24 protein-coding genes are annotated in these 25766 nt (G+C 63.0%); 12 read left to right on the forward strand and 12 right to left on the reverse strand.

Features of this window, described 5'->3' with window-relative positions:
- Positions 1 to 78 precede the first annotated feature (78 nt).
- Positions 79 to 528, reverse strand: a complete 450-nt coding sequence (locus EJ076_RS28195; protein ID WP_109661299.1) for a GatB/YqeY domain-containing protein — start codon at positions 526 to 528, stop codon at positions 79 to 81.
- A 276-nt stretch (positions 529 to 804) separates the two neighbouring features.
- Between EJ076_RS28195 and carA the strand changes: the two genes are divergently transcribed.
- The gene (gene carA / locus EJ076_RS28200) at positions 805 to 2022 is read left to right on the forward strand and encodes a glutamine-hydrolyzing carbamoyl-phosphate synthase small subunit (RefSeq protein ID WP_109661297.1); all 1218 of its coding nucleotides are present in this window, start codon (positions 805 to 807) and stop codon (positions 2020 to 2022) included.
- A 228-nt stretch (positions 2023 to 2250) separates the two neighbouring features.
- Here the strand turns inward: carA and EJ076_RS28205 are convergent, their stop codons facing one another.
- Complete coding sequence (locus EJ076_RS28205) at positions 2251 to 3516, reverse strand: TCR/Tet family MFS transporter (protein WP_126070081.1); 1266 nt, start codon at positions 3514 to 3516, stop codon at positions 2251 to 2253.
- 156 nt (positions 3517 to 3672) lie between these two features.
- Positions 3673 to 4605: a neutral zinc metallopeptidase gene (locus EJ076_RS28210; protein ID WP_126070082.1), complete on the reverse strand. Its 933-nt coding sequence runs from the start codon at positions 4603 to 4605 to the stop codon at positions 3673 to 3675.
- 178 nt (positions 4606 to 4783) lie between these two features.
- Between EJ076_RS28210 and EJ076_RS28215 the strand changes: the two genes are divergently transcribed.
- Positions 4784 to 6862 carry a hypothetical protein gene (locus EJ076_RS28215; RefSeq protein ID WP_245462901.1) on the forward strand — a complete coding sequence of 693 codons (2079 nt, stop codon included), beginning with the start codon at positions 4784 to 4786 and terminating at the stop codon, positions 6860 to 6862.
- 79 nt (positions 6863 to 6941) lie between these two features.
- On the opposite strand, the gene EJ076_RS28220 is transcribed toward EJ076_RS28215, so the two are convergent.
- Both EJ076_RS28220 and mntR read right to left on the reverse strand, forming a co-directional pair.
- Positions 6942 to 7130, reverse strand: a complete 189-nt coding sequence (locus tag EJ076_RS28220) for a hypothetical protein (RefSeq protein ID WP_109659990.1) — start codon at positions 7128 to 7130, stop codon at positions 6942 to 6944.
- Positions 7131 to 7229: 99 nt separating this feature from the next.
- Positions 7230 to 7682 carry a manganese-binding transcriptional regulator MntR gene (gene mntR, locus EJ076_RS28225; RefSeq protein ID WP_109659988.1) on the reverse strand — a complete coding sequence of 151 codons (453 nt, stop codon included), beginning with the start codon at positions 7680 to 7682 and terminating at the stop codon, positions 7230 to 7232.
- A gap of 227 nt (positions 7683 to 7909) precedes the next feature.
- Here mntR and EJ076_RS28230 point away from each other — a divergent pair, with 227 nt between their 5' ends.
- The 3 genes from EJ076_RS28230 to EJ076_RS28240 all read left to right on the forward strand — a co-directional run bounded on the left by EJ076_RS28230 (position 7910) and on the right by EJ076_RS28240 (position 10974).
- Positions 7910 to 9274 (forward strand): Nramp family divalent metal transporter, encoded by a 1365-nt coding sequence (locus EJ076_RS28230; RefSeq protein ID WP_109659987.1) that lies wholly within the window; start codon positions 7910 to 7912, stop codon positions 9272 to 9274.
- Positions 9275 to 9360: 86 nt separating this feature from the next.
- Positions 9361 to 10215: a protein-L-isoaspartate O-methyltransferase gene (locus EJ076_RS28235; RefSeq protein ID WP_164548753.1), complete on the forward strand. Its 855-nt coding sequence runs from the start codon at positions 9361 to 9363 to the stop codon at positions 10213 to 10215.
- Between the two features lie 108 nt (positions 10216 to 10323).
- Entirely contained in the window at positions 10324 to 10974 is a 651-nt protein-coding gene (locus tag EJ076_RS28240) for a dihydrofolate reductase family protein (RefSeq protein WP_126070085.1), read from the forward strand.
- Between the two features lie 60 nt (positions 10975 to 11034).
- Here EJ076_RS28240 and EJ076_RS28245 read toward each other — a convergent pair whose 3' ends face one another.
- On the reverse strand, positions 11035 to 11904 hold the full coding sequence (locus EJ076_RS28245) for a LysR substrate-binding domain-containing protein (RefSeq protein WP_126071160.1): 870 nt from the start codon (positions 11902 to 11904) through the stop codon (positions 11035 to 11037).
- 95 nt (positions 11905 to 11999) lie between these two features.
- Between EJ076_RS28245 and EJ076_RS28250 the strand changes: the two genes are divergently transcribed.
- The gene (locus tag EJ076_RS28250) at positions 12000 to 12599 is read left to right on the forward strand and encodes a LysE family translocator (RefSeq protein WP_126070086.1); all 600 of its coding nucleotides are present in this window, start codon (positions 12000 to 12002) and stop codon (positions 12597 to 12599) included.
- Positions 12600 to 12620: 21 nt separating this feature from the next.
- On the opposite strand, the gene EJ076_RS28255 is transcribed toward EJ076_RS28250, so the two are convergent.
- On the reverse strand, positions 12621 to 13415 hold the full coding sequence (locus EJ076_RS28255) for an SDR family oxidoreductase (protein WP_109659978.1): 795 nt from the start codon (positions 13413 to 13415) through the stop codon (positions 12621 to 12623).
- Positions 13416 to 13633: 218 nt separating this feature from the next.
- On the opposite strand from EJ076_RS28255, the gene EJ076_RS28260 reads away from it, so the two are divergent.
- Positions 13634 to 14092, forward strand: coding sequence for a MarR family winged helix-turn-helix transcriptional regulator (locus tag EJ076_RS28260; RefSeq protein WP_126070087.1), 459 nt, complete (start codon positions 13634 to 13636; stop codon positions 14090 to 14092).
- Between the two features lie 28 nt (positions 14093 to 14120).
- Here the strand turns inward: EJ076_RS28260 and EJ076_RS28265 are convergent, their stop codons facing one another.
- The gene (locus EJ076_RS28265) at positions 14121 to 15299 is read right to left on the reverse strand and encodes an MFS transporter (protein ID WP_126070088.1); all 1179 of its coding nucleotides are present in this window, start codon (positions 15297 to 15299) and stop codon (positions 14121 to 14123) included.
- 207 nt (positions 15300 to 15506) lie between these two features.
- Here EJ076_RS28265 and EJ076_RS28270 point away from each other — a divergent pair, with 207 nt between their 5' ends.
- The 4 genes from EJ076_RS28270 (at position 15507) to carB (ending at position 21616) form a co-directional block, all read left to right on the forward strand.
- Entirely contained in the window at positions 15507 to 15863 is a 357-nt protein-coding gene (locus tag EJ076_RS28270; protein WP_109659972.1) for a helix-turn-helix transcriptional regulator, read from the forward strand.
- A 61-nt stretch (positions 15864 to 15924) separates the two neighbouring features.
- Positions 15925 to 16683, forward strand: a complete 759-nt coding sequence (locus EJ076_RS28275; RefSeq protein ID WP_126070089.1) for a metallophosphoesterase family protein — start codon at positions 15925 to 15927, stop codon at positions 16681 to 16683.
- A 207-nt stretch (positions 16684 to 16890) separates the two neighbouring features.
- Positions 16891 to 17850 (forward strand): SH3 domain-containing protein, encoded by a 960-nt coding sequence (locus EJ076_RS28280; protein ID WP_109659969.1) that lies wholly within the window; start codon positions 16891 to 16893, stop codon positions 17848 to 17850.
- 262 nt (positions 17851 to 18112) lie between these two features.
- Positions 18113 to 21616 carry a carbamoyl-phosphate synthase large subunit gene (gene carB / locus EJ076_RS28285; RefSeq protein ID WP_126070090.1) on the forward strand — a complete coding sequence of 1168 codons (3504 nt, stop codon included), beginning with the start codon at positions 18113 to 18115 and terminating at the stop codon, positions 21614 to 21616.
- Positions 21617 to 21714: 98 nt separating this feature from the next.
- Here carB and EJ076_RS28290 read toward each other — a convergent pair whose 3' ends face one another.
- Positions 21715 to 22890 carry an FAD-dependent monooxygenase gene (locus EJ076_RS28290; RefSeq protein WP_126070091.1) on the reverse strand — a complete coding sequence of 392 codons (1176 nt, stop codon included), beginning with the start codon at positions 22888 to 22890 and terminating at the stop codon, positions 21715 to 21717.
- 194 nt (positions 22891 to 23084) lie between these two features.
- Here EJ076_RS28290 and EJ076_RS28295 point away from each other — a divergent pair, with 194 nt between their 5' ends.
- Positions 23085 to 23276, forward strand: a complete 192-nt coding sequence (locus EJ076_RS28295; RefSeq protein ID WP_164548754.1) for a hypothetical protein — start codon at positions 23085 to 23087, stop codon at positions 23274 to 23276.
- A gap of 54 nt (positions 23277 to 23330) precedes the next feature.
- Here EJ076_RS28295 and EJ076_RS28300 read toward each other — a convergent pair whose 3' ends face one another.
- The 3 genes from EJ076_RS28300 to EJ076_RS28310 form a co-directional block, all read right to left on the reverse strand.
- Positions 23331 to 24563: a hypothetical protein gene (locus EJ076_RS28300; protein ID WP_126070093.1), complete on the reverse strand. Its 1233-nt coding sequence runs from the start codon at positions 24561 to 24563 to the stop codon at positions 23331 to 23333.
- A gap of 58 nt (positions 24564 to 24621) precedes the next feature.
- On the reverse strand, positions 24622 to 25014 hold the full coding sequence (locus tag EJ076_RS28305) for a RidA family protein (RefSeq protein WP_126070094.1): 393 nt from the start codon (positions 25012 to 25014) through the stop codon (positions 24622 to 24624).
- 294 nt (positions 25015 to 25308) lie between these two features.
- Positions 25309 to 25701 carry a RidA family protein gene (locus EJ076_RS28310; protein ID WP_126070095.1) on the reverse strand — a complete coding sequence of 131 codons (393 nt, stop codon included), beginning with the start codon at positions 25699 to 25701 and terminating at the stop codon, positions 25309 to 25311.
- Between the last annotated feature and the right edge of the window lie 65 nt (positions 25702 to 25766).

Genomic DNA, 25766 nt, shown 5'->3' on the forward strand with positions numbered 1-25766 from the left:
ACTGGCAAGAACCGGGCTTGTCTTTGCCTTGATCTCCAACCTCACCTCCGCGCATCACTACCGACGGGGCGGGAAAGCCTACTGCAACAGGTTCTTGACGATGCCGCTCGCCTTGCCGAAATCCATCTGGCCGGCATATTTCTGCTTCAGCGCGGCGATCACCTTGCCCATGTCCTTCTGGCTGGCCGCTCCCGTCGCCGCGATCGCCTCGCGTGCCGCAGCCTGGATGGCGGCATCGTCCAGCTGCGTCGGCAGGAAGGCGCGGATGATTTCCATCTCGCCGCGCTCCTGCGCGGCCAGTTCCGGCCGCTTGCCGTCGTCGAAGGCCTTGGCCGATTCCTCGCGCTGCTTCACCATCTTGGCCAGGATCTGCAGGATCTCCTCGTCGCTGGCCGGCTCCTTGGCCGAACCGCGATTGGCGATGTCGCGGTCGTGAATGGCGGCCTGGATCAGCCGCAATGTCGGCAGCCGGTGCTTGTCCTGCGCCTTCATCGCGCTCTTCAGGGATTCGGCGATTTTGCCGCGCATGGTGCATTCTCCTTCGATCGGCGCGGACAATAGCGCCGGGCGCGAGCCAACGCAAACCCTGATATGTCAGGGCAAGCCTATGATATTGCTCGATGAAATAAATCTGAGCCGCGTTTCGCATGATCATTGACCGCCCCGGCCCCTTCCCCTATGTACTGGGCCTTGCATGAACTGAAGCTTGACTGCGTGGAAGCTGCGAAATCGCCGCTTGGCGCCGTTTGCTGCGCGGATGGCCCCTTGGCCTATGGAAGCGCGCAACCCGATAGGAGTGCCGCCATGGCCGAGATGACCGCCGCCTCGACGCCCGCCTGGGCAACAGAAAAGCCGACCGCGCTGTTGGTGCTGGCCGACGGCACCGTCATCGAAGGTCGCGGTCTCGGCGCCACCGGCTCCGCCGTGGCCGAAGTCTGCTTCAACACGGCACTCACCGGCTACCAGGAAATCCTCACCGACCCGTCCTATGCCGGCCAGATCGTCACCTTCACTTTCCCGCATATCGGCAACATCGGCACCAATGACGAGGACATCGAGGACCTCAATCCAGCCGCCCGCGCCGGCGCCGTCGGCGCCGTGTTCAAGGCCGATGTCACCAACCCGTCCAACTACCGCGCCGGCACCGGTCTCGACCAGTGGCTGAAGAAGCGTGGCATCGTGGCGCTCTCGGGCATCGACACGCGCGCGCTCACCGCGCTGATCCGCGAAAAGGGCATGCCCAATGCCGTCATCGCGCATGCGCCCGACGGCGTGTTCGACCTCGACGATCTGAAGCGCCGCGCCGCCGCATGGTCGGGCCTGATCGGGCTTGACCTCGCCAAGGAAGTCACGTCGGGCCAGTCCTCGGTCTGGCGCGAGACGCCCTGGGTTTGGAATGAAGGCTTTGGCGAACAGGCCGAGCCGACCATGCATGTCGTTGCCATCGACTACGGCGTCAAGCGCAACATATTGCGCCTGCTCGCCGGCCTTGGCGCCAAGGTCACCGTGGTGCCCGCCAAGACCGGTGCCGAGGAAATCCTCGCCATGCAGCCGGACGGCATCTTCCTCTCCAACGGCCCCGGTGACCCGGAAGCCACGGGCGACTATGCCGTGCCTGTCATCCAGGACCTGTTGAAAACCGACATTCCGGTGTTCGGCATCTGCCTCGGCCACCAGATGCTGGCGCTGGCGCTGGGCGGCAAGACCGCCAAGATGCACCAGGGCCATCACGGCGCCAACCATCCGGTCAAGGATCACACCACTGGCAAGGTCGAGATCGTCTCGATGAACCACGGCTTTGCCGTCGATGCCGACTCGCTGCCTTCAGGCGTCGAGGAAACCCACGTCTCGCTGTTCGACGGTTCGAACTGCGGCATCACGCTCACCGGTCGGCCGGTGTTCTCGGTCCAACATCACCCGGAGGCTTCGCCCGGCCCGCAGGATTCGCACTATCTGTTCCGCCGCTTCGTCAATTTGATCCGCGAAAAGCGTGGCGAGGAATTGCTGGCCGAGCGGGCTTAACTCGATCCGTTAGCGCTGCCCCTCATCTGCCTGCCGGCATCTTCTCCCCGTGAACGGGGAGAAGGGAGCTGTGGCGACCTCGGCGGTCTTATTGCAACGTCGACGATTAGCGAAAGCAGCGAAAACGGCGTCTTTCTCCCCGTCACTATACGGGGAGAAATGCCCAACAGGGCAATGAGGGGCGGCGCAAACCTCTCATAGCCTCGCACCGGATGCGGCTGTCATGGCTCATATCTGTGCTCCATCTTCGGCAACACCGGCGGTGACATTCGTGCGCGCTGCCGGCCTCACCACTTTGGTGACGAAGACGATGAGCGCCAGCGTAAGAAAACACGCGCCGACCAGGTAGGGCGCGCCGCCGAAGGTCACCGGCGCGCTTGCCCCGGTGAACCACGAAAAGATCGCCGTATAGAGCAGCGGCGTGATGATCGAGGTGATCGAGAAGATCGATGTCATCGCACCCTGCAACTCGCCTTGCGCCGAAGGCGGCACCTTGGCAGCGGCGAGGCTCCTCAGCGGCGGATCGGCCAGCGCTTCGAGACAGCCGACGACGATCACCGCATAGATCATCCAGCCTTGCGACGCGAAGGCGTAGCCGAAGGCGCTGAGCGCGGTGAAGGCAAGACCGATTACCGCCGTCTTCCACTCGCCAAGCCTGGGGATCACGCGCGGCAGCACCGTCGCCATGACGATCGCTCCGCACAGGCCGAAGGCGCCGAGTGAGAAACCGATCTGCTGCTCGCTCCAGCCATAGCGATAATTGGAAACGAACGACCAGACCGCCGGATACATCATGTGGCCGAGCGTCATCAGGAAGAAGGTGAGCCCGATCCAGCCGATGCCCTTGTATTGGCGCATCTGCAGAAGCGTGCCGACAGGGTTGGCGCGTTTCCACTCGAATCGGCGGCGATGCTTGTCATCGAGCGTTTCCGGCAGGAAAAACAGCGCAATCAGGAAGTTCACGAAGGCGAGCCCGGCAGCGAAATAGAACGGCACGCGGGGTCCGAACGTGCCGAGCAGTCCGCCCAGGACCGGCCCGATGACGAAGCCGACACCAAAGGCGATCCCGAGCAGGCCGAAATTCTTCGCCCGGTTCTCATCGTTCGAAATGTCGGCGATGAAGGCCGATGTCGTCGAATAGCTGGCGCCCGAAATGCCGGCCAGCACGCGCCCGATGAACAGCATCGGATAGGACCAGGCGACGGCGCAGATCAGATTGTCGATGGAAAACGTCAGCACCGAGGCGAGCAGGATCGGCCGGCGTCCGAACCGATCGCTCAAGCCGCCCATGATGGGCGCGAAGAAGAACTGCATCGCCGCATAGACGAAGAATAGCCAGCCGCCTTCGATCGCCGCTCCGCTGATGCTGACCCCGGTCAATTCCCGGAGATAGGCCGGCAGCACCGGCATGATCATGCCGAAGCCGATAATGTCGAGCAGCAGCGTGGTGAAGACGAGCGCAAGGCCCCGTCTGGCGGTTTTGGGGTCGATCATGATGGGTCAAGCTCCTCTGCTCGCCCTGGGGCGCAGGCGGACGCACCTTATAGGCGAGCCGGCCGCAAGGAACAATAAGGGAACAGGCCGAATTCTTTCATCCTGACATCCCCTGACGGCGTCTTGGCCGTCAGGTCATCTCGGGAAACAGTCTCGTCAAATCGGGCCGCTCAGCGTGTTGCAATCCGAAAGCTTGCCGCTCTTGTAGCCGCGCGCCAGCCAGGTCTGCCGCTGCTGCGAGGTGCCGTGGTTGAAGCTTTCCGGCACGACATAGCCCTGCGTCTTCTTCTGCAGCGTGTCGTCGCCAATCTGCTTGGCGGCGTTCAGAGCGCTCTCGATGTCGCCCTGCTCCAATATGCCCTTCTGCGCGGTGTAGTGGGCCCACACGCCGGCGAAGCAGTCGGCCTGAAGCTCGATGCGTACCGACATCTGGTTGGCGTCGGCTTCGCTCATGCCTTGCCGCATCTGGTTGAACTTGGACATGATGCCGGTCAGGTTCTGGACGTGGTGGCCGACCTCATGCGCGATCACATAGGCGCGGGCGAATTCGCCCGAAGCGCCAAACTGCTGGTCGAGCTGCTGGAAGAAGGTCATGTCGAGATAGACCTTGTGGTCGCCGGGACAATAAAATGGTCCGGCCGCCGCGGAGGCAAAGCCGCAGGCCGAGCGGACCTGGCCGGAAAACAGCACCAGCTTCGGGTCCTCATAGGTCAGGCCCTGCGATTTGAAGATACCGGTCCAGGTGTCCTCGGTCTCGGCCAGCACGGTCGCCACAAACTGCTTCATCTCGTCATTGGCGGGCGTACCGGCGCCGCTGTCCTGGCCACCGCCGCTGTTGTCGGTGATCTGGCCGCCACCGCCGGGCAGCAGGCCGCCGTCGCCGCCACCCAGGATCGTCGACGGATCGAAGCCGAAATACCATCCGGCCAGCACGACCAGGATGACAAGGAAGATGCTGCCACCGCCACCGGCACGGCCGCCGATCGGGATGCGGAACTGACCAGGGCTGCCGCCACCGATTCCGCCGCCGCCGCTGTCGCTGCGGTCGTCCTCGATATTGTCACTCTGACGACGGCCCTTCCAGAGCATGGCAACTCCTCGCGCTGCGAACTTCCCCGTTGTTCCGGGGCTCAACCCAACAAACAATTATCCCAATGGTTGCGCCAAGTCACAGCATTTTTCCAGACCGCAGCGGTGCTGGCATGGCGGCCTCAGCGCTCTGGTCGAGAGTGCGCGAGGCCTGTAGCATTGCCCGCACAATGGGGATGTGTTGGGCTTGAGGACGATCGGTTCGTTCCTGTCGCTGATTGCGGCGTTGTTTTGTCTCGGCACGCCGGCCGCCGGCGCGGTGACGCTCGATTCCAGCGTTGCCGTCACCGACCCCGCCACCTTGCAGGCGCTCGAGCGCGGCGGCCTGTCGATCAGCCGTCTGCTCGGACCGGCACTCGGCCTCACCCGCGAGGTCGACAATCGCGGTCTGTTTTCGGTGCCGGCACTGGCTACGGTGCGCGACACAGTCAAGCAGCAGATCGCGGACGAGCCGAAGACCAGTCCCGACCCCTATGTCGCTGCCATGGCGAAGTCGAAGGACACCAGCCAGAAGTTCAATCCGAAATACATCGATGATGACGGCTCGACGCTGGATCTCACCGGCGTCGTCAACCGCATGGATCGCGGCTATCTCGGCCACACCGAATGCGGCGAGATCCGGCTGATCTACCGCTTCCACTATTCGGTCGCGGAAAAACCGGCCAAGGGAAAGGCGGGCCAGCGCATTTCCTCGCGCCTGCCGCTGACCATGAGCCTGGTGTTCAACGCCAAGCCCAGGCAGGCACAAGCGCGCGCCTCGAAGGATTTGCCTGCTGCCACCGACGTGTCCTGCGCCGATGTTGCCCAGCGCTGGCTTGCCGCCGGGAAAAAAGACCTGCCGCCCGACCAGCTTGCCGCCTGGCTGCGTTCCGACGAAGGGCCGCTGTCGGGCGCCATGCTGAATTCGTCGCAGATCATGCGGCTCGAACTCAACATGCAGGTGCTCAGGCTGTCGGCCTCGACGCGGCGCGATTTCGGCGGCCACGCCGAGTACCTGCTGAAGATCTTCAAATGGGATCCGGCTATATCAAGCTTCTATGAAGCGAAGATGGAAAACCAGATCGACCGTGCCATTGTGCTGGCCGACAAGCCGTCCTTCGCCAAATGGCTGCTCACCGACCGCAACATCTATGATCTCGATCATGGCCGGCTGGTGATCGACGAAAAGTTCCTGGCCAAAAGCGCCGTCTCCGTCGCACCGGGCGGGCTGAGCCGGTCGCAGAACAACATCGCCTACGGGCTGGTCGACGATGCCGACATCGACAAGGCGCTCAGGGACTATGTCGCCAAAGGCAACACGCTCTCGACCATCAAGTCGGTGGCCGGCTTCGAATTGCGACTCAACGAGATGAGCTGCACCGGCTGCCATCAGACCCATGGCATAGCCGGTTTCCACTACACCGGCGCCGATCTGGCCAGCGAGCCGCGCCGCAACGCCGTCTTCGTGCCGGGCTCGGCCGTCTTCTTCGCCGACCTGCCGCGCCGCCGCGCCATCGTCGAGCAGTTCGCCGCCGGCGGCCATCCGGATTTCGTCAGAGGCTTCGCCGCCCGACCTGATGCGAAATATGCCGCGGCGCTGAAAGGCACCGACCTCTACAATGGCTGGGGCTCGATCTGCTATCGCGGCGAGGATCCAAGCTTCAAGGACTGGAGCTGCGGCGCGGGCCTGCGCTGCGCTGGCGTCCATGAAAGCGCCATCCATCCGGGCTTCGGCACCTGCGTCAGCGAGGCCGGCACGGCGGTAGGTGATCCCGTCGAGTTCGGCGAGATCAAAATGTCGACCTGGGGTAACGACCAGTATTGCCGCCTGTCGCCGGCCACCGCCAAGGCCTGCGCCATCGACCCGGCAAGGGACAAGAAACCCTTGGTGAAGCTCGCCGGCTATGGTGCCGCGCGCCAGCGCTACGACAATCCGCAGCAGAAGACCGGCGGCTTTCCCGGCGGCATGCTGCGCAAGGCAAGCTGCGACAAGCTTCCCTACGAGGCGACGTGCGGGCGTCTGGCCAAGACCGGCTTCAACGACTGCATCGCCTCGGGCAAGGACCACAAATTCTGCACGAAGGAGTTCACCAAGATCGCCGGCCTGCGCGCCTGCGACAAGGCCCACCCCTGCCGCGAGGACTATATCTGCACGGCCGGCTATGACGATCTGGCGCAAGCAAAGGCCGGCAAGGGCACCTGCATCCCGCCCTATTTCATCTTCCAGTTCCGCGTCGACGGCCACCCGCGCAGCTGGGTGCAGGATGTCCGCGAGTGAGAGAACGGTTTGCTGAAGCGCCACCACGTCTCGACCGACGGCTTTCACCCAAAACCGCTGACGTCGGCCTGACAGACGTCTAATCTTTCTGCTTGGCGCCGGCACTCTTGCCGTCGGAGCTCTTCGAACGCTCCTCGAAACGCGCCGCGCCCTTTTTCAGCGGATGGCCGGTTTCGGCCTCGGTCTTGCGCTCGTCCTTCGCCGCCGCCTGTTTCAGTCCCTTGGCCGCTTGCTTGCCCTTTGCGGTCGGTGCCTGTTCAACGCCCATCGCTTCCTCCCTTGCCGCGCGACTTGCGCGGGTGTCAGAAGCAACGTGCTTGGCGTGCGAGGGTTCCGGAGGCAGTGGAAATCCGGCGGCGGGTGCGGCTCAGCGCGCCGCCGTCATCGCCTTCCGAAAAGCTTCCAGCGTCTCGGCGCTGACATGATGCTCGATACCCTCGGCATCGATGCGCGCCGTTTCGGCACTGACGCCGAGCGAGCGCAAAAAGGCTTCCACCGTGTGGTGGCGGATGCGGCTTTCCTCCGCGACCTTGCGCCCGGCATCGGTCAGGAACACGCCGCGATAGGGTTTTCGCGACACCAGACCGTCGGCGCACAGCCTGCTCAGCATCTTGGCCACGGTCGGCTGGGCAACGCCAAGCCTTGCTGCGATGTCGACCTGGCGCGCCTCGTTGCCGTCCTCGATCAGGTCGGCGATCAACTCGACATAGTCCTCGACCAGCGCGCTGCGGCGCGCTTCGCGCGTCTGCCGGAAGCCCTCCGAATGGACGTTGGCGTCAGGCAGTGGCTCGCGCGGGACTGGTCTGTTCTTCAGCGCCACTACGCGCTCCTCCTCGGAGTTTTAGCCGTCGCTGCTTTTATAGCACGGGCTCTGATTCTTCAGGCCGTTTATTTGCATTCCCCCACAGGCGCAACCGCCGGCCCCCTTTCGCACATTGGCAGCAGCTCAATAAAAAGCACGAACAATGAAATATAGCATATTGCATAATGTTGAGCCGTGGCATAGCTTAAGGGAACATCGCCCAGTTTCGCGGAAAGCCTCCCCTCATGTCCGAAGCCGAAGCCACAGCCTCCCGTTCCTCATGGCGGTTCGCCGGGCCCGACGAGGACGAACAGCCCAGCCTGCGCGAAGTCAATTCCTCCATCGCGGTGCCGAATTCGGGCGTCTGGTTCCGTCGCCTGTTCGCCTTCATGGGTCCCGGCTACATGGTCTCGGTCGGCTATATGGACCCAGGCAACTGGGCGACCGACCTCGCCGGCGGCGCGCAGTTCGGCTACACGCTGCTGTTCATCATCATGCTGTCCAACCTGATGGCGATCCTGCTGCAGGCGCTGGCAGCACGGCTCGGCATCGCCACCGGCCGCGACCTTGCCCAGGCCTGCCGCGCCTATTATCCGCGTCCGGTCAACTTCGTGCTGTGGATCGCCTGCGAGCTGGCCATCATCGCTTGCGACCTGGCCGAGGTCATCGGCACGGCGATCGCGCTGCAGCTTCTGTTCGGCATTCCTCTGATCGGCGGCGCGATGCTGACGGCGCTCGACGCCTTCCTCGTGCTTCTGCTGATGAACAAGGGCTTCCGCTATCTCGAAGCCTTCGTCATCGCGCTTTTGATCATCATCTTCAGCTGCTTCGCCATCCAAATCTTCGTCGCCGCCCCGCCGGCCGGCTCGATCCTGCATGCCATGTTCGTGCCGTCGTCGGAAATCGTCACAAATCCGGCGATGCTCTACATCGCCATCGGCATCATCGGCGCCACCGTCATGCCGCATAATCTCTATCTGCACTCCTCGATCGTGCAGACCCGCGCCTATGAACGCACCGACAAGGGCAAGCGCGACGCCATCAAATGGGCAACGACGGACTCGACCATCGCCCTGATGCTGGCTTTGTTCGTCAACGCCTCGATCCTGATCGTATCGGCGGTCGCCTTCCACAACACCGGCCACCAGGATGTCGCCGAAATCAGCCAGGCCTTCGAGCTGCTGTCGCCGCTGCTCGGCCTCAGCATCGCATCGATCCTGTTCGCCGTCGCTCTGCTGGCATCCGGCCTGAACTCGACGGTGACCGCAACGCTTGCCGGCCAGATCATCATGGAAGGCTTCCTGCGCCTGCGCATTCCCAACTGGGCACGCCGGCTCCTGACGCGCGGCCTCGCCATCGTCCCGGTGGTGATCGTCACCGCGCTCTATGGCGAAAAGGGCACCGGCCAGTTGCTGGTGTTCAGCCAGGTGATCCTGTCGATGCAGTTGCCCTTCGCGGTCGTCCCACTGGTACAGTTCGTCTCAGACAAGAAGAAGATGGGCAACCTCGCCATTCCGCGCGGCGTCGCAGCCCTTGCCTGGGTGGTTGCCGCGATCATCCTGGTGCTTAACTTCAAGCTGCTTTACGATACCATATTCGGGGTCGGCTGAGCGCCGCCTCGCCGAGAGCCGGCTGCCCTCTGCGCAGAGGGTAGCCTCGCGACAAATCGGCAATCCGCGCTATGTTCTCCGGCATCATGACCCGGATCGAAGACATCAGGAAATTCTACGCGCGGCTGATGGCCGCCAACGCCTCCTCGCCCGATCCGCGCCTGGAGACGGTTTTCGGCGAGGTGCCGCGCGAAGCGTTTCTCGGTCCCGGACCGTGGACGATCATCGCCGGCAACGGCAAGGTCACGACGCCGAGCGCCGATCCGGCCCACATCTACCAGAACGTGCTGGTGGCGCTCGACGACGACAAGGGCATCAACAATGGCGAGCCGTTCCTGCACGCCATGTGGATCGGAAAGCTCGCACCAAAACCCGGCGAAGCCGTTTGCCATATCGGGGCCGGCACCGGCTACTACACCGCCGTGCTGGCCCGGCTGGTGTCGCCCGGCGGCACCGTCAACGCTTTCGAACTCGACGAAAAGCTGGCCGATCTGGCGCGACAAAATCTCGAAACCTATGGCAATGCGACTGTCATCCATGGCGATGCCGTGACGACGCCGTTGCCGGCATCCGACATCATCTATGTCAATGCGGGCGTTGCTGCACCGCCGGCTGGGTGGCTGAAGGCGTTGCGGCCACGCGGCCGCATGATCTTTCCCTGGCGCCCGGCCGAGCGCGTCCCGCTGGCGGTGATGGTGACCCGCACCGAAAACGGCTTCGCCTGCGATCCGTTCATGCGATCGTGGTTCATTCCCTGTGTCGGCGCCTCGATTGCCGACCCTGCGGCGACGATCCCGACGCGCGAGCAGGCCGCGAGCAGCCGCTCTATCTGGCTGGTGCAGGACAAGGCGCCGGACCGCACCGCCACCGCGATCTTCGGCGATGTCTGGTTCTCGTCGAAAAATATCGACGCCAGACCGCGCACCGGACCTCGCAAATGACGGTGGCTTGCCAAAATTTCACATGTCCTGTCGGACCGGTAGGCGGTCGCCCGTCCTTGGGTTGAAGTCCGGCCACGACGGCGTGGGTTGAAGAAACGGGAGATTGGAATGAGAAAGATCATCGCTGCGACATTCGTCAGCCTCGACGGCGTCATGCAGGCGCCCGGCGGTCCGGAAGAGGACCCGGTCGGCGGCTTTAAGTTCGGCGGCTGGACCTTCCACTACTTTGACGAGGTGGCGGGCGTGGCAATGGATGAACTCTTCTCCAAACCCTTCGCCCTGCTGCTCGGCCGCAGAACCTACGACATCTTCGCCGCGTACTGGCCGTATCAGAAAGATCCGATCGCGGATGCCTTCAACCCTGCGACCAAATATGTGGCGACGCATCGGCCTGACACCCTGACCTGGCAGAACACGCAATCGCTTGGGCCGGATATCGTCGCGACGTTGCGCCGCCTCAAGCAGGAGGATGGACCTGACTTGCTCATCCAGGGATCGGGCAATCTGATCCAGACCTTGCTCGCCAACGGGCTGATCGACGAGATCCGGCTGATGATCTTCCCGCTATTGCTGGGCAAGGGCAAGCGGCTGTTCGGCGATGGCACGATGCCGGCCGCCTTCAAGCTTATCAAGTCGCAAGCCTCCAGCACCGGCGTCATCATGGCGACCTACGAACGATCAGGCGAGATCAAGGTTGGGTCGTTTGTCACAGGCGAGCCGTCGGAGGCCGAGCTCGAGCGGCGCAGGAATTGGAAGTAGCCAGCACCGATTTCCTCTCCCCCACGAATGTGGGGGAGAGGAAACCAAGTTCTGCCTGGCTCAAGCCGCCTGCGGCCGCCGCGCCAGCCCATCGCGGATATGGCGTGCGAATTCCTTCGCCGCCGGGCCGACTCCATGCCTTGGCAAATGCAGGTTGATCGAGAAATTCGGCAGCGGCGGCAGGCCTGACTCAGATGGCAATATGTCGAGATCGGCCGGCACCGTGGAGGCCAGCCATGTGGTCACCGCAAGGTCCGACCGCACCGTCGCCGTCGTCGCGTCGATGTTGCCGTTTTCGAACACTGTGCGCCACTCCAGCCCATGCTCGCTGAGCGCCGCCAGCACCGCTGGGCGGAAAGCGCAGGTGTCGGCGACGATCGACACCGGCAGCGGCCGCTTGGCGCGGGCAACGCCGCCCTTGGCGCCGACCCAGACCAGCCGGTCGATGGCAAGGCATTCGCCCGCCGACGGACCGACGCGTTCCTCGATCACCGCAAGGTCGATGGTCCCGGCCGCAAGGGCAGCAGTCAGTTCCGGCGACGAGGCGCAGACCAACGATATCTCGACCTGCGGATAGGTCTCGGCATAGGTTTTCAGCACCGGCGCCAGCAAGGTGCCGACAAGGTCGTAAGGCACGCCGAGCCGCACCTGCCCGGCCATCGGCGTACCTGCCATTTCGGCCCAGATTTCGTCATTGAGGCCAAGCAGACGCTTGCCCTTGCCGAACAGCTGTTCGCCGGCACGCGTCAACCGCAAGCCGCGCCGATCGCGCTCAAACAGGCTGGAACCGAGCGCCTCCTCGAGCCGCTTGACCTGCTGGCTGACAGCACCTTGCGTCAGGTGCAGCGCATTGGCCGCCGCCGTCATGCTGGCCTTGTCGGCGACGGTCACGAAGGTGCGGATCAGCGCCATGTCGAGATTTCGGATCATGCTTGGCATTATGTATCCTAATGCCAAGCATAGCAAACATTGCATTTACTGAAGTTAGTGCACGGCTACGATGGCGGTCCCACAGAGGAAGCTGCATGTTCGAGCCCATCATCCCTCTCGTCCTGTTTGCCATCGTTGCCACCACCACGCCCGGCATCGCCACGACCCTGTCGACCGCGTCCGGCGCGCAGTTCGGCTTTCGCCGTTCCGTGCCCTTGCTGGTCGGCAGCGCCGCTGGCCTTGCCACGGTGACGGGTGCCGCTGCCGCCGGGCTCGCCGGCCTGCTGCTTGCCGTGCCCTCGCTGCAGCTGGCGATGAAGGTCATCGGCTCGCTCTATCTCGTCTGGCTGGCGATCAAGATCGGTCGCAGCGGACCGCCCAATCTGGATGTGACCATGGCCAGACCGAACAGCTTTCTCGGCGGCGCCGGCATCCAATGGATGAACCCCAAGGGCTGGGCGATGGGGCTGGGCGCCGCAGCCTCGTTCGCGGCCCTGGCCAGCGGGCCGATGCAACTCGCGCTGCTGCTCGGCGCCACCTTCGGCCTCGCGGCCGCCGCCTCGCTGTCGCTGTGGTGCGTGGCCGGCATGCTGCTTGCCCGGCTGCTCAAGACCGAATGGCAATGGCGCGCGCTCAACATCGTGCTGGCACTGGTGCTGGCCGCCTCGATCGTCCCGATGTGGCGGTCGGCGTAATGCCAACCGCCACGCCTTGCTTCAAGCCGCGTAGCGTGCCGCTGGCTTGTCGGCGTGCAGGCTGCCGTAGAAGGCCTGCCGTGCGCCAAGGAACGTGTCGAGCTTGGCGGCGTCGGCAAGCCCCGGCACGGTAACGGCTTCGCCCTTGGCCAGGCCGACAAGTGCGGCATCGACCAGATCGTCGGCCGTCATGATGATTTCCTTCGGAAGCTGGTCGATATCGCTGCCGGCAATTTCCCAGAAATCCGTCCGGGTCGCGCCGGGCAGCACCACCTGGGCCTTCACCTTGGTACCCGCGACCTCGCGCTGCAGGGCCTCGGTGAAGTTGACGACGTAGGCCTTGGTGCCGCTGTAGATCCCGCCGAACGAGGTGTCGAAGGCGAGCACCGAGGCGATGTTGACGACAGCGCCACGGTTGCGCGCCAAAAACCCCGGCAGCACGGCGCGGGTCAGGCGTGTCAAGGCGATGACATTGACCTTGATCATGCGCTCGGCCGCATCGGCGTCTGCCGTCGCCACCACCTGCGCACCACCAATGCCGGCATTGTTGACCAGCAGCGTCACGCTCTCGTCGGCTGATACTGCCTGCTCGACGCGACGGACGTCATTGTCGTCGGCGAGATCGGCGCTGATCACGCTGACCTTGCGGCCGTAGGCATAACGCAGCTTCTCGGCCAGTTCTTCCAGCCGGTCGGCGCGCCGCGCCACCAGCACCAAATCGTAGCCCTGCCCTGCCAGCCGGTCCGCATAGACCGCGCCGATGCCCGCCGAAGCACCGGTGACGACCGCCGTGCCCTTGTTGCTCTGTCCACTCATTGTCCTGTTCCTTCTTCGACTGATTTGCTTCGTTTCGACCTGGCCGCCGGCACCGTGGGCAATCACCCTCGCCTTGCCGGCAAAGCCATCTGATTTCAATTAGTGGCATATACCACTAATGGCGAAATAGGCATATGCCACTATCTTGTCAATGATCGTAACGAGGATTATTTGGGAGGCAGCGGCCGGATATCATTCGTCGGCGCCAAGGACCCATCATGTCAAAGGACACCCTGCCCGGCCTGACCCTCTGCAACAACGCTATGCTGCGTCGAGCGGCGCGCAAGCTCGGCCAGTTCTATGATGATGTCATGGCTCCTTCGGGCCTGAAGGCCACGCAGCAGGGCCTGCTCTACCAGATCCATATCGGCGACGAGCCGGCGATGGGCGCCATCGCCGCGTCGCTGATCATGGACCTGTCGGCGCTCGGCCATACGCTGAAGCCGCTGATCCGCGACGGCTATGTCGAGACCTTCGCCGACCCGGACGACCGCCGCATCAAGCGCGTGCGGTTGACGCCGCAGGGTCTGGTCAAGCTCGATGAGGCGATGAAGCTGTGGCACATCGCCCAGCAGCGTTTCGAGGACGTGGCCGGCAAGGACAAGGCGGAAAGGCTACGCGCGGCTCTGGATGAGATCGCCGCGCTGGATTTCGATCTGCCGCCGGCCACGCCCTGAGGCGTTGGGCCGGCGTTGCCAACAGGACCTACTCAGCCGGCATGGCGGCCGGCCGGGCCACCCAACGGCCGGCCAGTACGATGCCCAGCGCGATGATCGGGAAGATCGCGGCGACCAGGCCGAGATCGGCCGGCGCGCCGTAGCGCAGCACCGCACCACCGACCACGGCGCCCAGCGCCACGCCGAGATAAAGCGCCGAGGCGTTGAGCGACAGCACGATCGGGGCGGCATCGGGCGCCAGCTTGATGATGCGGCTCGCCTGCGCTGGTGGGAACGCCCAGCCGACGATGCCCCACGGCACCATCATCGCCATCAGCGCCGGCCCGGCAATATGGTGCGGCAGGAAGGTCGGTATGACCGACAGCAAGACCAGCATGGCGGCGCTCAGCGCCAGCGACCAGCCAACGGTATGCGTCGCGCCAAACCGATCGGCTGCCTGGCCGCCGGCAATGTTGCCGATGACGGCGCCGACGCCGAAGGCGAGCAGCATGCCGGGCAGCGCGATCTGGCTGAGCCCGCCGCCCTCGATGGCCAATGGCGCGACATAGGCAAAGACGGTGAAGGCGCCGATCAGCGCCAGCACTGTCGTCAAAAGGATCGGCATCACGCCTGGACGCATCGCAGCCGCCAGCCTGCGCTTCAAGGGCAGCCTGGTGCCAACGATGCCCTGCGGCAGTCGGTACCACAGGATCGCACCGGCAAGCGCACCGAGCCCGGCGATGGCATAGAAGGTGCCGCGCCAGCCGGCGAAGGCCGCAACGAGGGCGCCGAGCGGTGCGCCGACCGCAACGGCCACTGTCGTGCCGCCGACGACGACGGCGATGGCACGCGCCCGGTGATGGTCATCGACCAGCGCCACCGCGGTTCCTTGCGCGGTTGCGGCGAACAGGCCCGACGACAGCGCCATGACGATGCGCGCAATCAGCAGCAGTTCGAAGGAGGAGCTCAGGGCGGCGGCGATGTTGCCGAGGACGAAGAACACCAGCGTCCACAGGATGACGCGGCGCCGGTCCCATTCGCCGGTCAGCGTCGCCAGGATCGGCGTACCGACCGCGTAAGCGAGTGCGAAGGCGGTGATCAGCGTGCCGGCCAGCGGAATGGAGATGCCGGCGTCTGCCGCGATATCGGGCAGAAGGCTGGAGATGACAAAGCCTTCGGTCGAGATCGTGAACGATCCGAGCGCAAGCCAGAAGAGGCGCTTGTCCATGGCTGATATCCTTAGTTCAAAAGTTATTGAACAATTGGACATAACAGGGCATGATGTCAATGAAGTCAGGGGAAAATAGCAGAACCCTCCTGACAGCACTGTGTCAGCACGGTCGGTCAGCACGGTCGCGAAGCGGAGAAACAGTGTGTACGGGCACAAAAGGACGGATGCGTTGAAATCGGCCCCGACTGTGCTTAGTTTCGAGCCATGACCTTGCCACACCCCAATACGGACCAGATCAGCCTGCCGATCGTGCTTGGCGTGCTCGGCGACCCGACCCGGCTCGCCATCGTGCGCTATCTCGCCAGCAAGCAAGGCGTGCCGCTGAACTGCAGCCAGTTCCTCGATCTCGGCTCGAAGACCAATCTGAGCTACCACCTGGCCAAACTGCGCGAGGCCGGCGTCACCCGCGCCGAGGTGGTCGGAACCAACCGCATGATCACGCTGCGCCGCGCCGATCTCGACGCCCGCTTCCCCGGCCTGCTCGACAGCGTCATCGCCGCGGCAGGCGACGATCCCGCTTTGCCGGCGGTCGGCGGCCACGATATCGAAATCCACGCCTGAGGTGTTCCTCGCCCCCGCGAAACGGGGAGGGGAACGCTGCCTCATCCACGGAGCTCCCCTTATGCGCATCGCCGTCCTCGCCGATATCCATGGCAATGTGCTGGCGCTGGACGCCGTGCTTGAGGATTTGCGTCTGCGCGGCGGCGCGAATCTGACCGTCAATCTCGGCGACAGCGTTTCCGGCCCGCTGTGGCCGCGTGAAACGATGGAACGGCTGCAGGCGCTGAACCTGCCGACGGTGCGCGGCAACCACGACCGCCGCGTCGCCGCCGACCCGGCCGATGAGACCATGTGGGCCTCCGATGTCTATGCGCAGGAGCGGCTGACCGAGGCACAGCGCCAGGTGCTTTTCGCCCAGCCGCTGACGCTGGAGATCACTCCCGGCGTCATCGCCTTCCACGCCCGCCCCGACCACGACGAGAAATATCTCGCCGATACGATCGTCAATGGCCAGTTGGTGCGCGCGCCGCTGGCGGCAATCCGGCGCCGGCTGAAGGTGCTCGACCCCGCCTACCGCATCGCGCTGTGCGGCCACAGCCACCGCCCGGAACTGATCCGCATCCCCGATGGTCCCGTCATCTTCAATCCGGGCAGCATCGGCTGCCCCGCCTACGACGATTCGACGCCGCCGGCGCATGTCTCCGAACAGGGCTCGCCGCATGCGCGCTATGGCATCGTCACCTTGGGTGGTGGCGACCGGCCCGACCGCTTCGAGGCCATCGCCGTCGACTACGACCATGAGGCCGCGGCCAGACAGGCCGAACAAGCGGGCCGGCCGGAATGGGCTCACGGGCTCAGGACCGGATTTATGTCAGGCTGAGCTTGCTCATGCCTCAGGCTGAACGCACCGCGTTCGTGCCGCCCGGCTGAACTGGCTCACCGTCTGGTGGGTGGGCTGGCACAGGCGAAACGGCGGTCGAATTTTCGGACTTACATGGCGGCGCGTCGTCCCTTATAAAACCGGCCGGGCATGCGGCGGGCTCGATCCGTCGCGGCATGGTGTCTTTGAGTATCCGCGCACGGCCAAATGATGAGGCGCACAGTTACGCTCCGAACAACCCTGCATGCGCTGATTGCTGTGCCGCTGCTGATGGCGGCATGGCTGGCCATTGCCCCCACTATGGCTGAAGAGATGGCCGAAGAGGCGCCGGAACTCGTCATCTCCATCGTGACCGGCCTGGCGCCGGATGATCTTCTCAATCTCCGCACCAAGCCATCGCCGATCGGCAAGACCGAGACACGCCTGGCCAGTGGTGCGCGTGTGAAAAATCTCGGTTGCAACGACATTGACGGCCATCAGTGGTGCAAGGTTGAATCCGACGATCCGAAGGCCAGCGGATGGGCGCCGGCGCGCTACCTCATCCCGCTCAATCCGGCCCCCTATGTCGAAGGCGAGACAAAACCGGCCGATGCACCCGCCGCGGCAAACAGCGCGGATGCTGTCGCCACCGGCTCGGATATCCCTGCACAGCCACAGCCACCGCCCGACCTGACGGCGCGGCTTGGCGGCGCCGATCCGGTGACCGGCGCCGAAAGCACGCAGAAATCAGCCGCCGAAATCGGCCGGACGGCCATGCAGGATGCCTACGGCCTGGCTTTCGCTGCGCAGGAAAACCCGACGACCGGCGAGATCGAAGAGCCGGTCGCGGCCCGGGCATCCACTGCCCCGCCACCTGACTCGCAGACCGTCGCGCGGCTGGAACCGCCGTCCGGCCATGCCGCCAATGAAATTCCGTGTGCCCGCTATGTCGGCGAACCGATGACGCGTTGCGCGGTCAGCGTCGTGCGCAAGGGCAGCGACAAGGCCGACGTCACGATCACCTGGCCAGACGGCGGCACGCGTATCATCTCCTTCGTCGCCGGCCAGCCGGCAGGCTCCGACGCGCCCAGCGACTTCCGCTTCACCCGCGAAGGCAGCCTGAACATGATCCGCGTCGGCGTGTCCGAACGCTTCGAGATCACGGATCAGCTGGCGCTGGGGGATTAGAATTTAGGGGAGTAAGGCAGTAGGGCAGTAAGGCAGTATGTTTTAGAAGGCGCACGAAGCCATCCTACTGCCCTACTGCCCTACTGCCCTACTGCCCTACTGCCCTACTGCCCTACTGCCCAATCCCTCATTTTCGGGGTTACATCAGTCAAACTCTTCCCTATAAGGCCCTCCTAGCCTGATACCAGAATCGCGAGCACAACCGGCCGGGTCTTCCCGTCCCGGTTTTTTGTGCAAGCCGCCCGCCAAACGGACCTATGACATGCCAAGACGCACTGACATCAAGTCGATCCTGATCATCGGGGCCGGCCCCATCGTCATCGGCCAGGCCTGCGAGTTCGACTATTCCGGCACCCAGGCCTGCAAGGCGCTGAAGGAAGAGGGTTTTCGCGTCATCCTGGTCAATTCCAACCCGGCCACCATCATGACCGACCCGGAACTGGCCGATGCCACCTATATCGAGCCGATCACGCCTGAAGTCGTCGCCAAGATCATTGCCAAGGAACGGCCCGACGCACTGCTGCCGACCATGGGCGGCCAGACCGCGCTCAACACCGCTTTGTCGCTGCGCCGCATGGGCGTGCTCGAGCGCTACAATGTCGAGATGATCGGCGCCGATGCAACGGCCATCGACAAGGCCGAGGACCGCGCGCTGTTTCGCGAGGCGATGAAGAAGATCGGGCTGGAAACGCCGAAGTCGATGCTGGCCAACGCCACCGACGTCAAGAACACCGACCGCAAGACGCATGAGGCCGAGCGCGCCGCGGTCAAGGCCGAGGCCCCCGCCGATCTCGACGCCGCGCTCGACGCGCTGGAAACCCGCTGGAACCTCGGCGAAGGCGACCGCAAGCAGCGCTACATCAGCCATGGCATGGCGATCGCGGCGCAGGCGCTCGACCATGTTGGCCTGCCCGCCATCATCCGCCCGTCCTTCACCATGGGCGGCACCGGCGGCGGCATCGCCTACAACCGCGCCGAATTCTACGAGATCGTCCAGTCCGGCCTCGACGCCTCGCCGACCACCGAAGTGCTGATCGAGGAGAGCGTGCTCGGCTGGAAGGAGTATGAGATGGAGGTCGTCCGCGACAAGGCGGACAATTGCATCATCGTCTGCTCGATCGAGAACATCGACCCGATGGGCGTGCACACCGGCGACTCGATCACCGTCGCCCCTGCCCTGACGCTCACCGACAAAGAATACCAGATGATGCGCAACGCCTCGATCGCGGTGCTGCGCGAGATCGGCGTCGAGACCGGCGGCTCCAACGTGCAGTTCGCCGTCAACCCGGCCGATGGCCGCCTGGTGGTCATCGAGATGAACCCGCGCGTCTCGCGCTCATCTGCCTTGGCTTCGAAGGCGACCGGTTTCCCGATCGCCAAGATCGCCGCAAAGCTCGCCGTCGGCTACACGCTGGACGAGCTGGAGAACGACATCACCGGCGGCGCCACGCCTGCCTCCTTCGAGCCGTCGATCGATTACGTCGTGACGAAGATCCCGCGTTTTGCCTTCGAGAAATTCCCCGGCGCCGAGCCGGTGCTGACCACCGCCATGAAGTCGGTCGGCGAAGTCATGGCCATCGGCCGCACCTTTCAGGAATCGCTGCAGAAAGCCCTGCGTGGACTGGAGACCGGCCTCACCGGCCTCGACGAGATCGAGATCCCCGGCCTCGGCTATGGTGCCGCGACCGCCAATCATGCCGACGACCGCAACGCCATCCGCGCCGCATTGGGCACGCCGACGCCCGACCGGCTGCGCATGGTGGCGCAGGCAATCCGCATGGGCACCTCGCTGGAAGACGTGCACGCCATGTGCAAGATCGACCCGTGGTTCCTCGAGCAGATCGCCGGCATCGTCGCCATGGAGGCCCGCATCCGCGAGCACGGCATCCCCGAGGACGCCGTCAATCTGCGCATGCTGAAAGCGATGGGTTTCTCGGACGCCCGCCTCGCGTCATTGACGAAAACAGACGTCGAAGTGATTGCGAAGATTCGCGAAAAGCTCGACGTTCATCCGGTTTATAAGCGCATCGACACCTGCGCGGCCGAGTTCGCCTCGCCCACCGCCTACATGTACTCGACCTATGAAGTTCCGTTCGCCGGCGCGCTGGCCAACGAGGCGCAGGTCTCGTCGCGGAAAAAAGTCGTCATCCTCGGCGGCGGCCCCAACCGCATCGGCCAGGGCATCGAGTTCGACTATTGCTGCTGCCATGCGGCCTTTGCGCTGCGCGACGCCGGCTATGAAGCGATCATGATCAACTGCAACCCCGAGACCGTGTCGACCGACTACGACACCTCCGATCGGCTCTATTTCGAGCCGCTGACGGCGGAAGACGTGCTGGAGATCCTGCGCGCCGAACAGGCTTCAGGCGAGCTGGTCGGCGTCATCGTCCAGTTCGGCGGCCAGACACCGCTGAAGCTCGCCGATGCGCTGGAGAAGGCCGGCATCCCGATCCTCGGCACCTCGCCCGACATGATCGATCTGGCCGAAGACCGCGACCGCTTCCAGAAGCTGCTGCACAAGCTCGGCCTGACCCAGCCGAAGAACGGCATCGCCTATTCGGTCGAGCAGGCCCGCCTCGTTGCCGGCGAGCTCGGCTTCCCCTTGGTCGTGCGCCCGTCCTATGTGCTTGGCGGCCGCGCCATGCAGATCATCCACGACGAGGGTATGCTGCAATCCTATCTGCTCGACACCGTGCCCGGCCTGGTGCCGGAGGACATCAAGCAGAAATACCCCAACGACAAGACCGGCCAGATCAACACGCTCTTGGGCAAGAACCCGCTGCTGTTCGACACCTATCTCAGTGGCGCCATCGAGGTCGATGTCGACTGCCTCTGCGACGGCAAGTCGACTTTCGTCTCCGGCATATTGGAGCATATCGAGGAGGCCGGCATCCATTCGGGCGACAGTGCCTGCTCGCTGCCGGTGCACTCGCTGCCTTCGGAGCTGGTCGACGAGCTGGAGCGCCAGACGGCGGCCCTGGCCCGCGCGCTCAATGTCGGCGGGCTGATGAACGTGCAGTACGCGATCAAGGACAGCACGGTCTATGTGCTGGAGGTCAACCCGCGCGCCTCGCGCACCGTGCCTTTCGTCGCCAAGACCATCGGGCGTCCCATCGCGAAAATTGCGGCCCGCATCATGGCCGGCGAGACACTCGAAGACGCCTTCGCCCATTACGGCGCCATGCCCGACCCCAGGAACCCCGGCCACATCGCGGTCAAGGAAGCGGTGTTCCCCTTTGCCCGTTTCCCCGGCGTCGACATCCTGCTCGGCCCGGAAATGCGCTCGACCGGCGAGGTCATGGGCCTCGACCGCGACTTCGCGCTGGCCTTCGCCAAGAGCCAGCTCGGCGCCGGCGTCGACCTGCCGCGCTCCGGCACGCTGTTCGTCTCGGTGCGTGACGAAGACAAAAAGGGCATTCTGCCGGCGGTGAAGCGCCTGGCCGGCCTCGGCTTCAAGGTGCTGGCAACCTCCGGCACGCAACGCTTCCTCGCCGAAAACGGCGTCGACGCCCAGAAGATCAACAAGGTGCTGGAAGGCCGCCCGCACATCGAAGACGCCATCCGCAACCGCCAGGTACAGATCGTCTTCAACACGACTGATGGCCAGAAGGCAGTGTCGGATTCGAAGTCGCTGCGGAGAGCCACGCTGATGCAGAAGGTGCCGTATTACACGACGCTGTCGGGTGCGGCTGCGGTGGCGGAAGCGATCGCGGCGCTGAAGGCGGGGAGCCTCGAAGTGAGGCCGCTGCAGGAGTATTTTGCCTAATGCATGTCGCGCAAAAGTGGCCCCGGTTTTGCGAGAACGACATGCATAAAGCAAAGACCTAAAGCGCGTCGCCTGAATCCGCTCAAACGCGACGCGCTTTAGAGCGAAGCGGCGGCGGCCTCGGCTTCGGCATAGGCGTCGTAATTCCAGACCCAGGCGCGTTCCTGCCGCTGGGCGTCAAGCTTGCGGTCGCGGCTATGCAAGTCGCCGCTAGAGGCGTCATAGCGAGCACCACTCACGCGCGACATGCGCTGGACGCCGGCAGTGCGCTCGCGCCGCAGTTGCTCGTAGAGCAGCAGCGCCCTTGGGGCTGACTTGCGGTCTGCGTGGCTCAGCACCGTCGCCAAGGCAACGGCGTCCTCGATCGCCTGATTGGCTCCTTGTCCGATGTGCGGCAGCATCGGGTGGGCGGCGTCACCCAAAAGGGTCAGGCGCCCGCGCGTCCAGGCTGCGAGTGGCTCGCGATCGAACAGGCCCCAGCGAAACGTCGCTTTCACCTGGGCAATGATCGTCTCGACCATTGGGTCCCAGCCGGCGAACTCCCGGGCAAGGGCGGCGGGGTCGCCCCGTGCCGACCATGACTCCTTCATCGGTTCATCGGTCGTGACAAAGCCGACGTAGTTGATGAGCGTGCCTGCGCGCACCGGAAAGACGAGAAAGTGCCTGCCTGCACCGAGCCAGTTGCGCATCGCTCCTGGCGGCCACGAGACATCAGCCGCCGATATCACCCCTCGATAGGCGACCGATCCCGAATAGAGCGGGGCGGACGGGGCGACGACGAACTGCTGAAGGGTTGAATGGATGCCGTCAGCCGCGATCACAACGTCGGCCATGCTGCGCACACCATTGGCGAAAGTGATGACGGCCTCATCATCATCCTGTTCGAAGCCGATGCATCTGTGGCCAGCCTCGACGATGTCGGCAGGTAGCCGGTCGACGAACATTGCCAGCAAATCGGCGCGGTGCATGCCGTAGAACTCGATCTGGCCGGCAAGCTCGGGCGGCCACATCGCAGCCGCATAGGAGCCATCGGCGCGACGAAACTGCGGGTCGATCCATCTGGCACCCGAACGGATCAACTCGTCGCCGAGGCCGAGCTGCCGAAGCATCCGCACACCGTTCGGTTGGATCGCGACGCCGGCGCCAACCTCGGCCAGCACCGCCGCCTGCTCGTAGAGACGGACGTCCATACCACGTTGAAGCAGGGCGGCAGCGGTGGCGGCGCCGCCGATCCCGCCACCAACGACCGCCACGCGTAGCGGGCTCGTGCTCATGGCTCGGGCTGCTCAAGCATTGTCAGTCCCCTTGGCGCGCCGGCACCGTAGCCGCCCGCGAGCGTGGGGTAGCCTAACGCCGGCGCGCAGCGCAGGCAAACGGCAACCGCGTTGAAGGGCATGCGTCGCCGCCGAGAAAATAAAGCAGATGCCGGAAGGCTCCCCACATCGAAGACGCCATCCGCAACCGCCAGGTGCAGATCGTCTTCAACACCACGGATGGCCAGAAGGCGGTGTCGGACTCCAAGTCGCTGCGCAGGGCAACGCTGATGCAGAAAGTGCCGTACTACACGACGCTGTCGGGTGCGGCGGCGGTGGCGGAAGCGATCGCGGCGCTGAAGGCGGGGAGCCTGGAAGTCAGGCCGCTGCAGGAGTATTTTGCCTGAGGTTCATGCTGCCCCCAATTTCTTGACAGAATAATGCAACAAAATGTCATGAGCTTATCCAATAATTAACTTTGGTAACACCGCGAAAATATAGTTGGCAACAATGCCACTAATTATTCCAAGGCCAATTACGCTAACAATATCAATCCAAAATCTACTTTCAGCTTTCTTCATATGATTATAATTATCTATTGCTTGCTCAGTTAAAAGGAGAACGCTTTCACTCCTTCTTTTGTTTATAACAGAACTAAGCTTTTCCATAAATATAATACTAGAAGCAATAATCAAGATCGAGTACCCAACAACAATTGCGGTATATATTTGGATCTCACCACTAAGGATCCGATTTATTATAATTTGCATCCCATGGCTTATTTTATCTGCCGAACTAGGGACGGATGACATCTCCTTCTCGTATTCTGCAGTCTTAACACTAGAATAAGATCTTATAGCAAGTATAAGTGAGGATATCATAAAGGCAATAAATAAAGATGTCAAAGTAGTTACTGTATAGCTTCTATATTTTCTCATAAAGCCCTTCAAACCGGTCACAGGAAGTCTGCGCAACGTGGAAACATGACCTTCAACCAAAGATTCAATATCTACACCCCACGACCTAGCGGTATGCTGGACTCTCAATTTAAATCCCTGCCACCCGTCGAAATATGAATCTACATCATCAACCTTGACAAATGCAATTTCGTCGGGACGAAACCGACTCCTGAGCGTCGTGAAAGTCAAATCTATATCTTGCTTCTCAGGAGATAAGCTCTCACTAAATTTAATCAAATAAGTCCAAGATAGGTTAAATCCTATAGAAATTCTGTTTTTTACCTCTGCATAATTCTCGAACTCTGATATCGAAGCAAGCCTGACGTTAGAATTATCGTCGTAGTAGATAGTGATGCCGAAGCCAACCAAAACACCATGGTTCTGCTGCTCAACACGCTGGTTTATCAAATGGTAAAGATTTATAACATTATTTCTCTCAATTATGAAATTTCCAGTAATTCTTTTCTCAATTACCTGTGGTTTTCCAAGTAATTTTCCAATAAATTCTCCAAATTGATCCGGTTCACATGGAAGAACGATAGCAAAATCTCCAGATGCATCCTGGCCAGATTTGATTTTTCTATTTTCAGGTAGGTTTTTTCTTTCCATTGCCATTCCCCTTAAGTGGCAGACAGTACATGGTTTGAAATTGAACCATATTCGCCGTGGATATCCGCCCGCAACATCAAACTGTAGGCTACCAACATCTTCTTGCTTAGCAACAGCAATAGTCACCACGCTGCGCAAAATCACAGCAACGCTGAATACGAGCGCGGCAGGCCGCAGTACGGCCTCAAGCCACAGCCACACACTCGATCTCGATATCAAACTCCATCGGCCATGACGCCACCGGCACAAAACTCCGCGCCGGCGGGCTCATCGAAAAGTACTTCGCATAAACCCGGTTAATCGCGTTGTAGAAGCCGGAGTTGACGGCGTAGATGCGCACCATCACCACATTGTCCAGCGAGGTGCCGGCCGCTTCCAGGCAATGTTTCAGCGCCTTGAGCGACGCCTCGGTCTGCGTTTCGATGTCGCCGCGCACCATCTCGCCGGTCACCATGTCCACCGGCGGCGTCGCCGAGATGAACACGAAGCCGTTGGCCTTGACCGCCGTCGAACAGGGCAGGCCGAGCGCCCGCACCTTGGCCGACATGACCGGCACTTCGATGATTTCTTTCTTCATGGTGATCCTCCCTCTGGTTTAGATGGGCTGGCGCCAAGGCCCCCTCACCCAGCCTCCGCTTCGCTCGGCTGACCTCTCCCCGAGGGGAGAGGAGCCCGTCAGCGTCGGGCGCCAACCAGCGCCAACGCAACCTCTTCTCCCCTCGGGGGTCCGAAGGACGGGCGAGGCAAGTGACTCGCCCAGGCACAGGTGGCCGCGAAGCGGTCGGATGAGGGGGCCTTTGCGCCAACCTTCAATTGCCGGGAGCTTATCCCGGCATTGGCGGAACGCCAGCGCCGACGCATGGTCCAGGGTTCAAGCCGTTGCCACGCACTCGATTTCGATGTCGAACTCCATCGGCCATGACGCCACCGGCACGAAGGTCCGCGATGGCGGGTTTTCGGGAAAATGCCTGGCATAGACGCGGTTGATGGCGTTGTAGAAGCCGGAATTGACGGCGTAGATGCGCACCATCACCACATTGTCCAGCGAAGTGCCGGCCGCTTCCAGGCAGTGCTTCAGCGCCTTCAGCGACGCTTCGGTCTGCGTTTCGATGTCGCCCTTGACCAGCCTGCCGGTCGAGATGTCGAGCGGCGGCGTGCCGGAGACGAAGACCAGCCCCGCGGCCCTGGTCACCAGCGACAGCGGCACGCCGAGCGCGCGCACGGCGGCCGACAGCACCGGCACTTCGACGATTTCCTTCTTCATGGCACTCCTCCCTGGGTTTGCAGGGAGCTTATCCCGGCATCGGCGAAACGCCAGCGGCGACGCAT

Origin of the sequence: Mesorhizobium sp. M7D.F.Ca.US.005.01.1.1 (assembly GCF_003952545.1) — a bacterium.
Taxonomy (GTDB): Bacteria; Pseudomonadota; Alphaproteobacteria; order Rhizobiales; family Rhizobiaceae; genus Mesorhizobium; species Mesorhizobium loti.

Coding starts and splice junctions, on each gene's coding strand:
- EJ076_RS28230 (WP_109659987.1), top strand. CDS start 7,910: ATGTCCGAAGCCGAAGCCACAGCCTCCCGTTCCTCATGGCGGTTCGCC.
- EJ076_RS28260 (WP_126070087.1), top strand. CDS start 13,634: ATGTCAAAGGACACCCTGCCCGGCCTGACCCTCTGCAACAACGCTATG.
- EJ076_RS28240 (WP_126070085.1), top strand. CDS start 10,324: ATGAGAAAGATCATCGCTGCGACATTCGTCAGCCTCGACGGCGTCATG.
- EJ076_RS28265 (WP_126070088.1), bottom strand. CDS start 15,299: ATGGACAAGCGCCTCTTCTGGCTTGCGCTCGGATCGTTCACGATCTCG.
- EJ076_RS28205 (WP_126070081.1), bottom strand. CDS start 3,516: ATGATCGACCCCAAAACCGCCAGACGGGGCCTTGCGCTCGTCTTCACC.
- EJ076_RS28305 (WP_126070094.1), bottom strand. CDS start 25,014: ATGAAGAAAGAAATCATCGAAGTGCCGGTCATGTCGGCCAAGGTGCGG.
- EJ076_RS28255 (WP_109659978.1), bottom strand. CDS start 13,415: ATGAGTGGACAGAGCAACAAGGGCACGGCGGTCGTCACCGGTGCTTCG.
- EJ076_RS28195 (WP_109661299.1), bottom strand. CDS start 528: ATGCGCGGCAAAATCGCCGAATCCCTGAAGAGCGCGATGAAGGCGCAG.
- EJ076_RS28275 (WP_126070089.1), top strand. CDS start 15,925: ATGCGCATCGCCGTCCTCGCCGATATCCATGGCAATGTGCTGGCGCTG.
- EJ076_RS28220 (WP_109659990.1), bottom strand. CDS start 7,130: ATGGGCGTTGAACAGGCACCGACCGCAAAGGGCAAGCAAGCGGCCAAG.
- EJ076_RS28210 (WP_126070082.1), bottom strand. CDS start 4,605: ATGCTCTGGAAGGGCCGTCGTCAGAGTGACAATATCGAGGACGACCGC.
- EJ076_RS28235 (WP_164548753.1), top strand. CDS start 9,361: ATGACCCGGATCGAAGACATCAGGAAATTCTACGCGCGGCTGATGGCC.
- EJ076_RS28310 (WP_126070095.1), bottom strand. CDS start 25,701: ATGAAGAAGGAAATCGTCGAAGTGCCGGTGCTGTCGGCCGCCGTGCGC.
- carB (WP_126070090.1), top strand. CDS start 18,113: ATGCCAAGACGCACTGACATCAAGTCGATCCTGATCATCGGGGCCGGC.
- EJ076_RS28270 (WP_109659972.1), top strand. CDS start 15,507: ATGACCTTGCCACACCCCAATACGGACCAGATCAGCCTGCCGATCGTG.
- carA (WP_109661297.1), top strand. CDS start 805: ATGGCCGAGATGACCGCCGCCTCGACGCCCGCCTGGGCAACAGAAAAG.
- EJ076_RS28280 (WP_109659969.1), top strand. CDS start 16,891: ATGATGAGGCGCACAGTTACGCTCCGAACAACCCTGCATGCGCTGATT.
- EJ076_RS28245 (WP_126071160.1), bottom strand. CDS start 11,904: ATGATCCGAAATCTCGACATGGCGCTGATCCGCACCTTCGTGACCGTC.
- EJ076_RS28290 (WP_126070091.1), bottom strand. CDS start 22,890: ATGAGCACGAGCCCGCTACGCGTGGCGGTCGTTGGTGGCGGGATCGGC.
- EJ076_RS28250 (WP_126070086.1), top strand. CDS start 12,000: ATGTTCGAGCCCATCATCCCTCTCGTCCTGTTTGCCATCGTTGCCACC.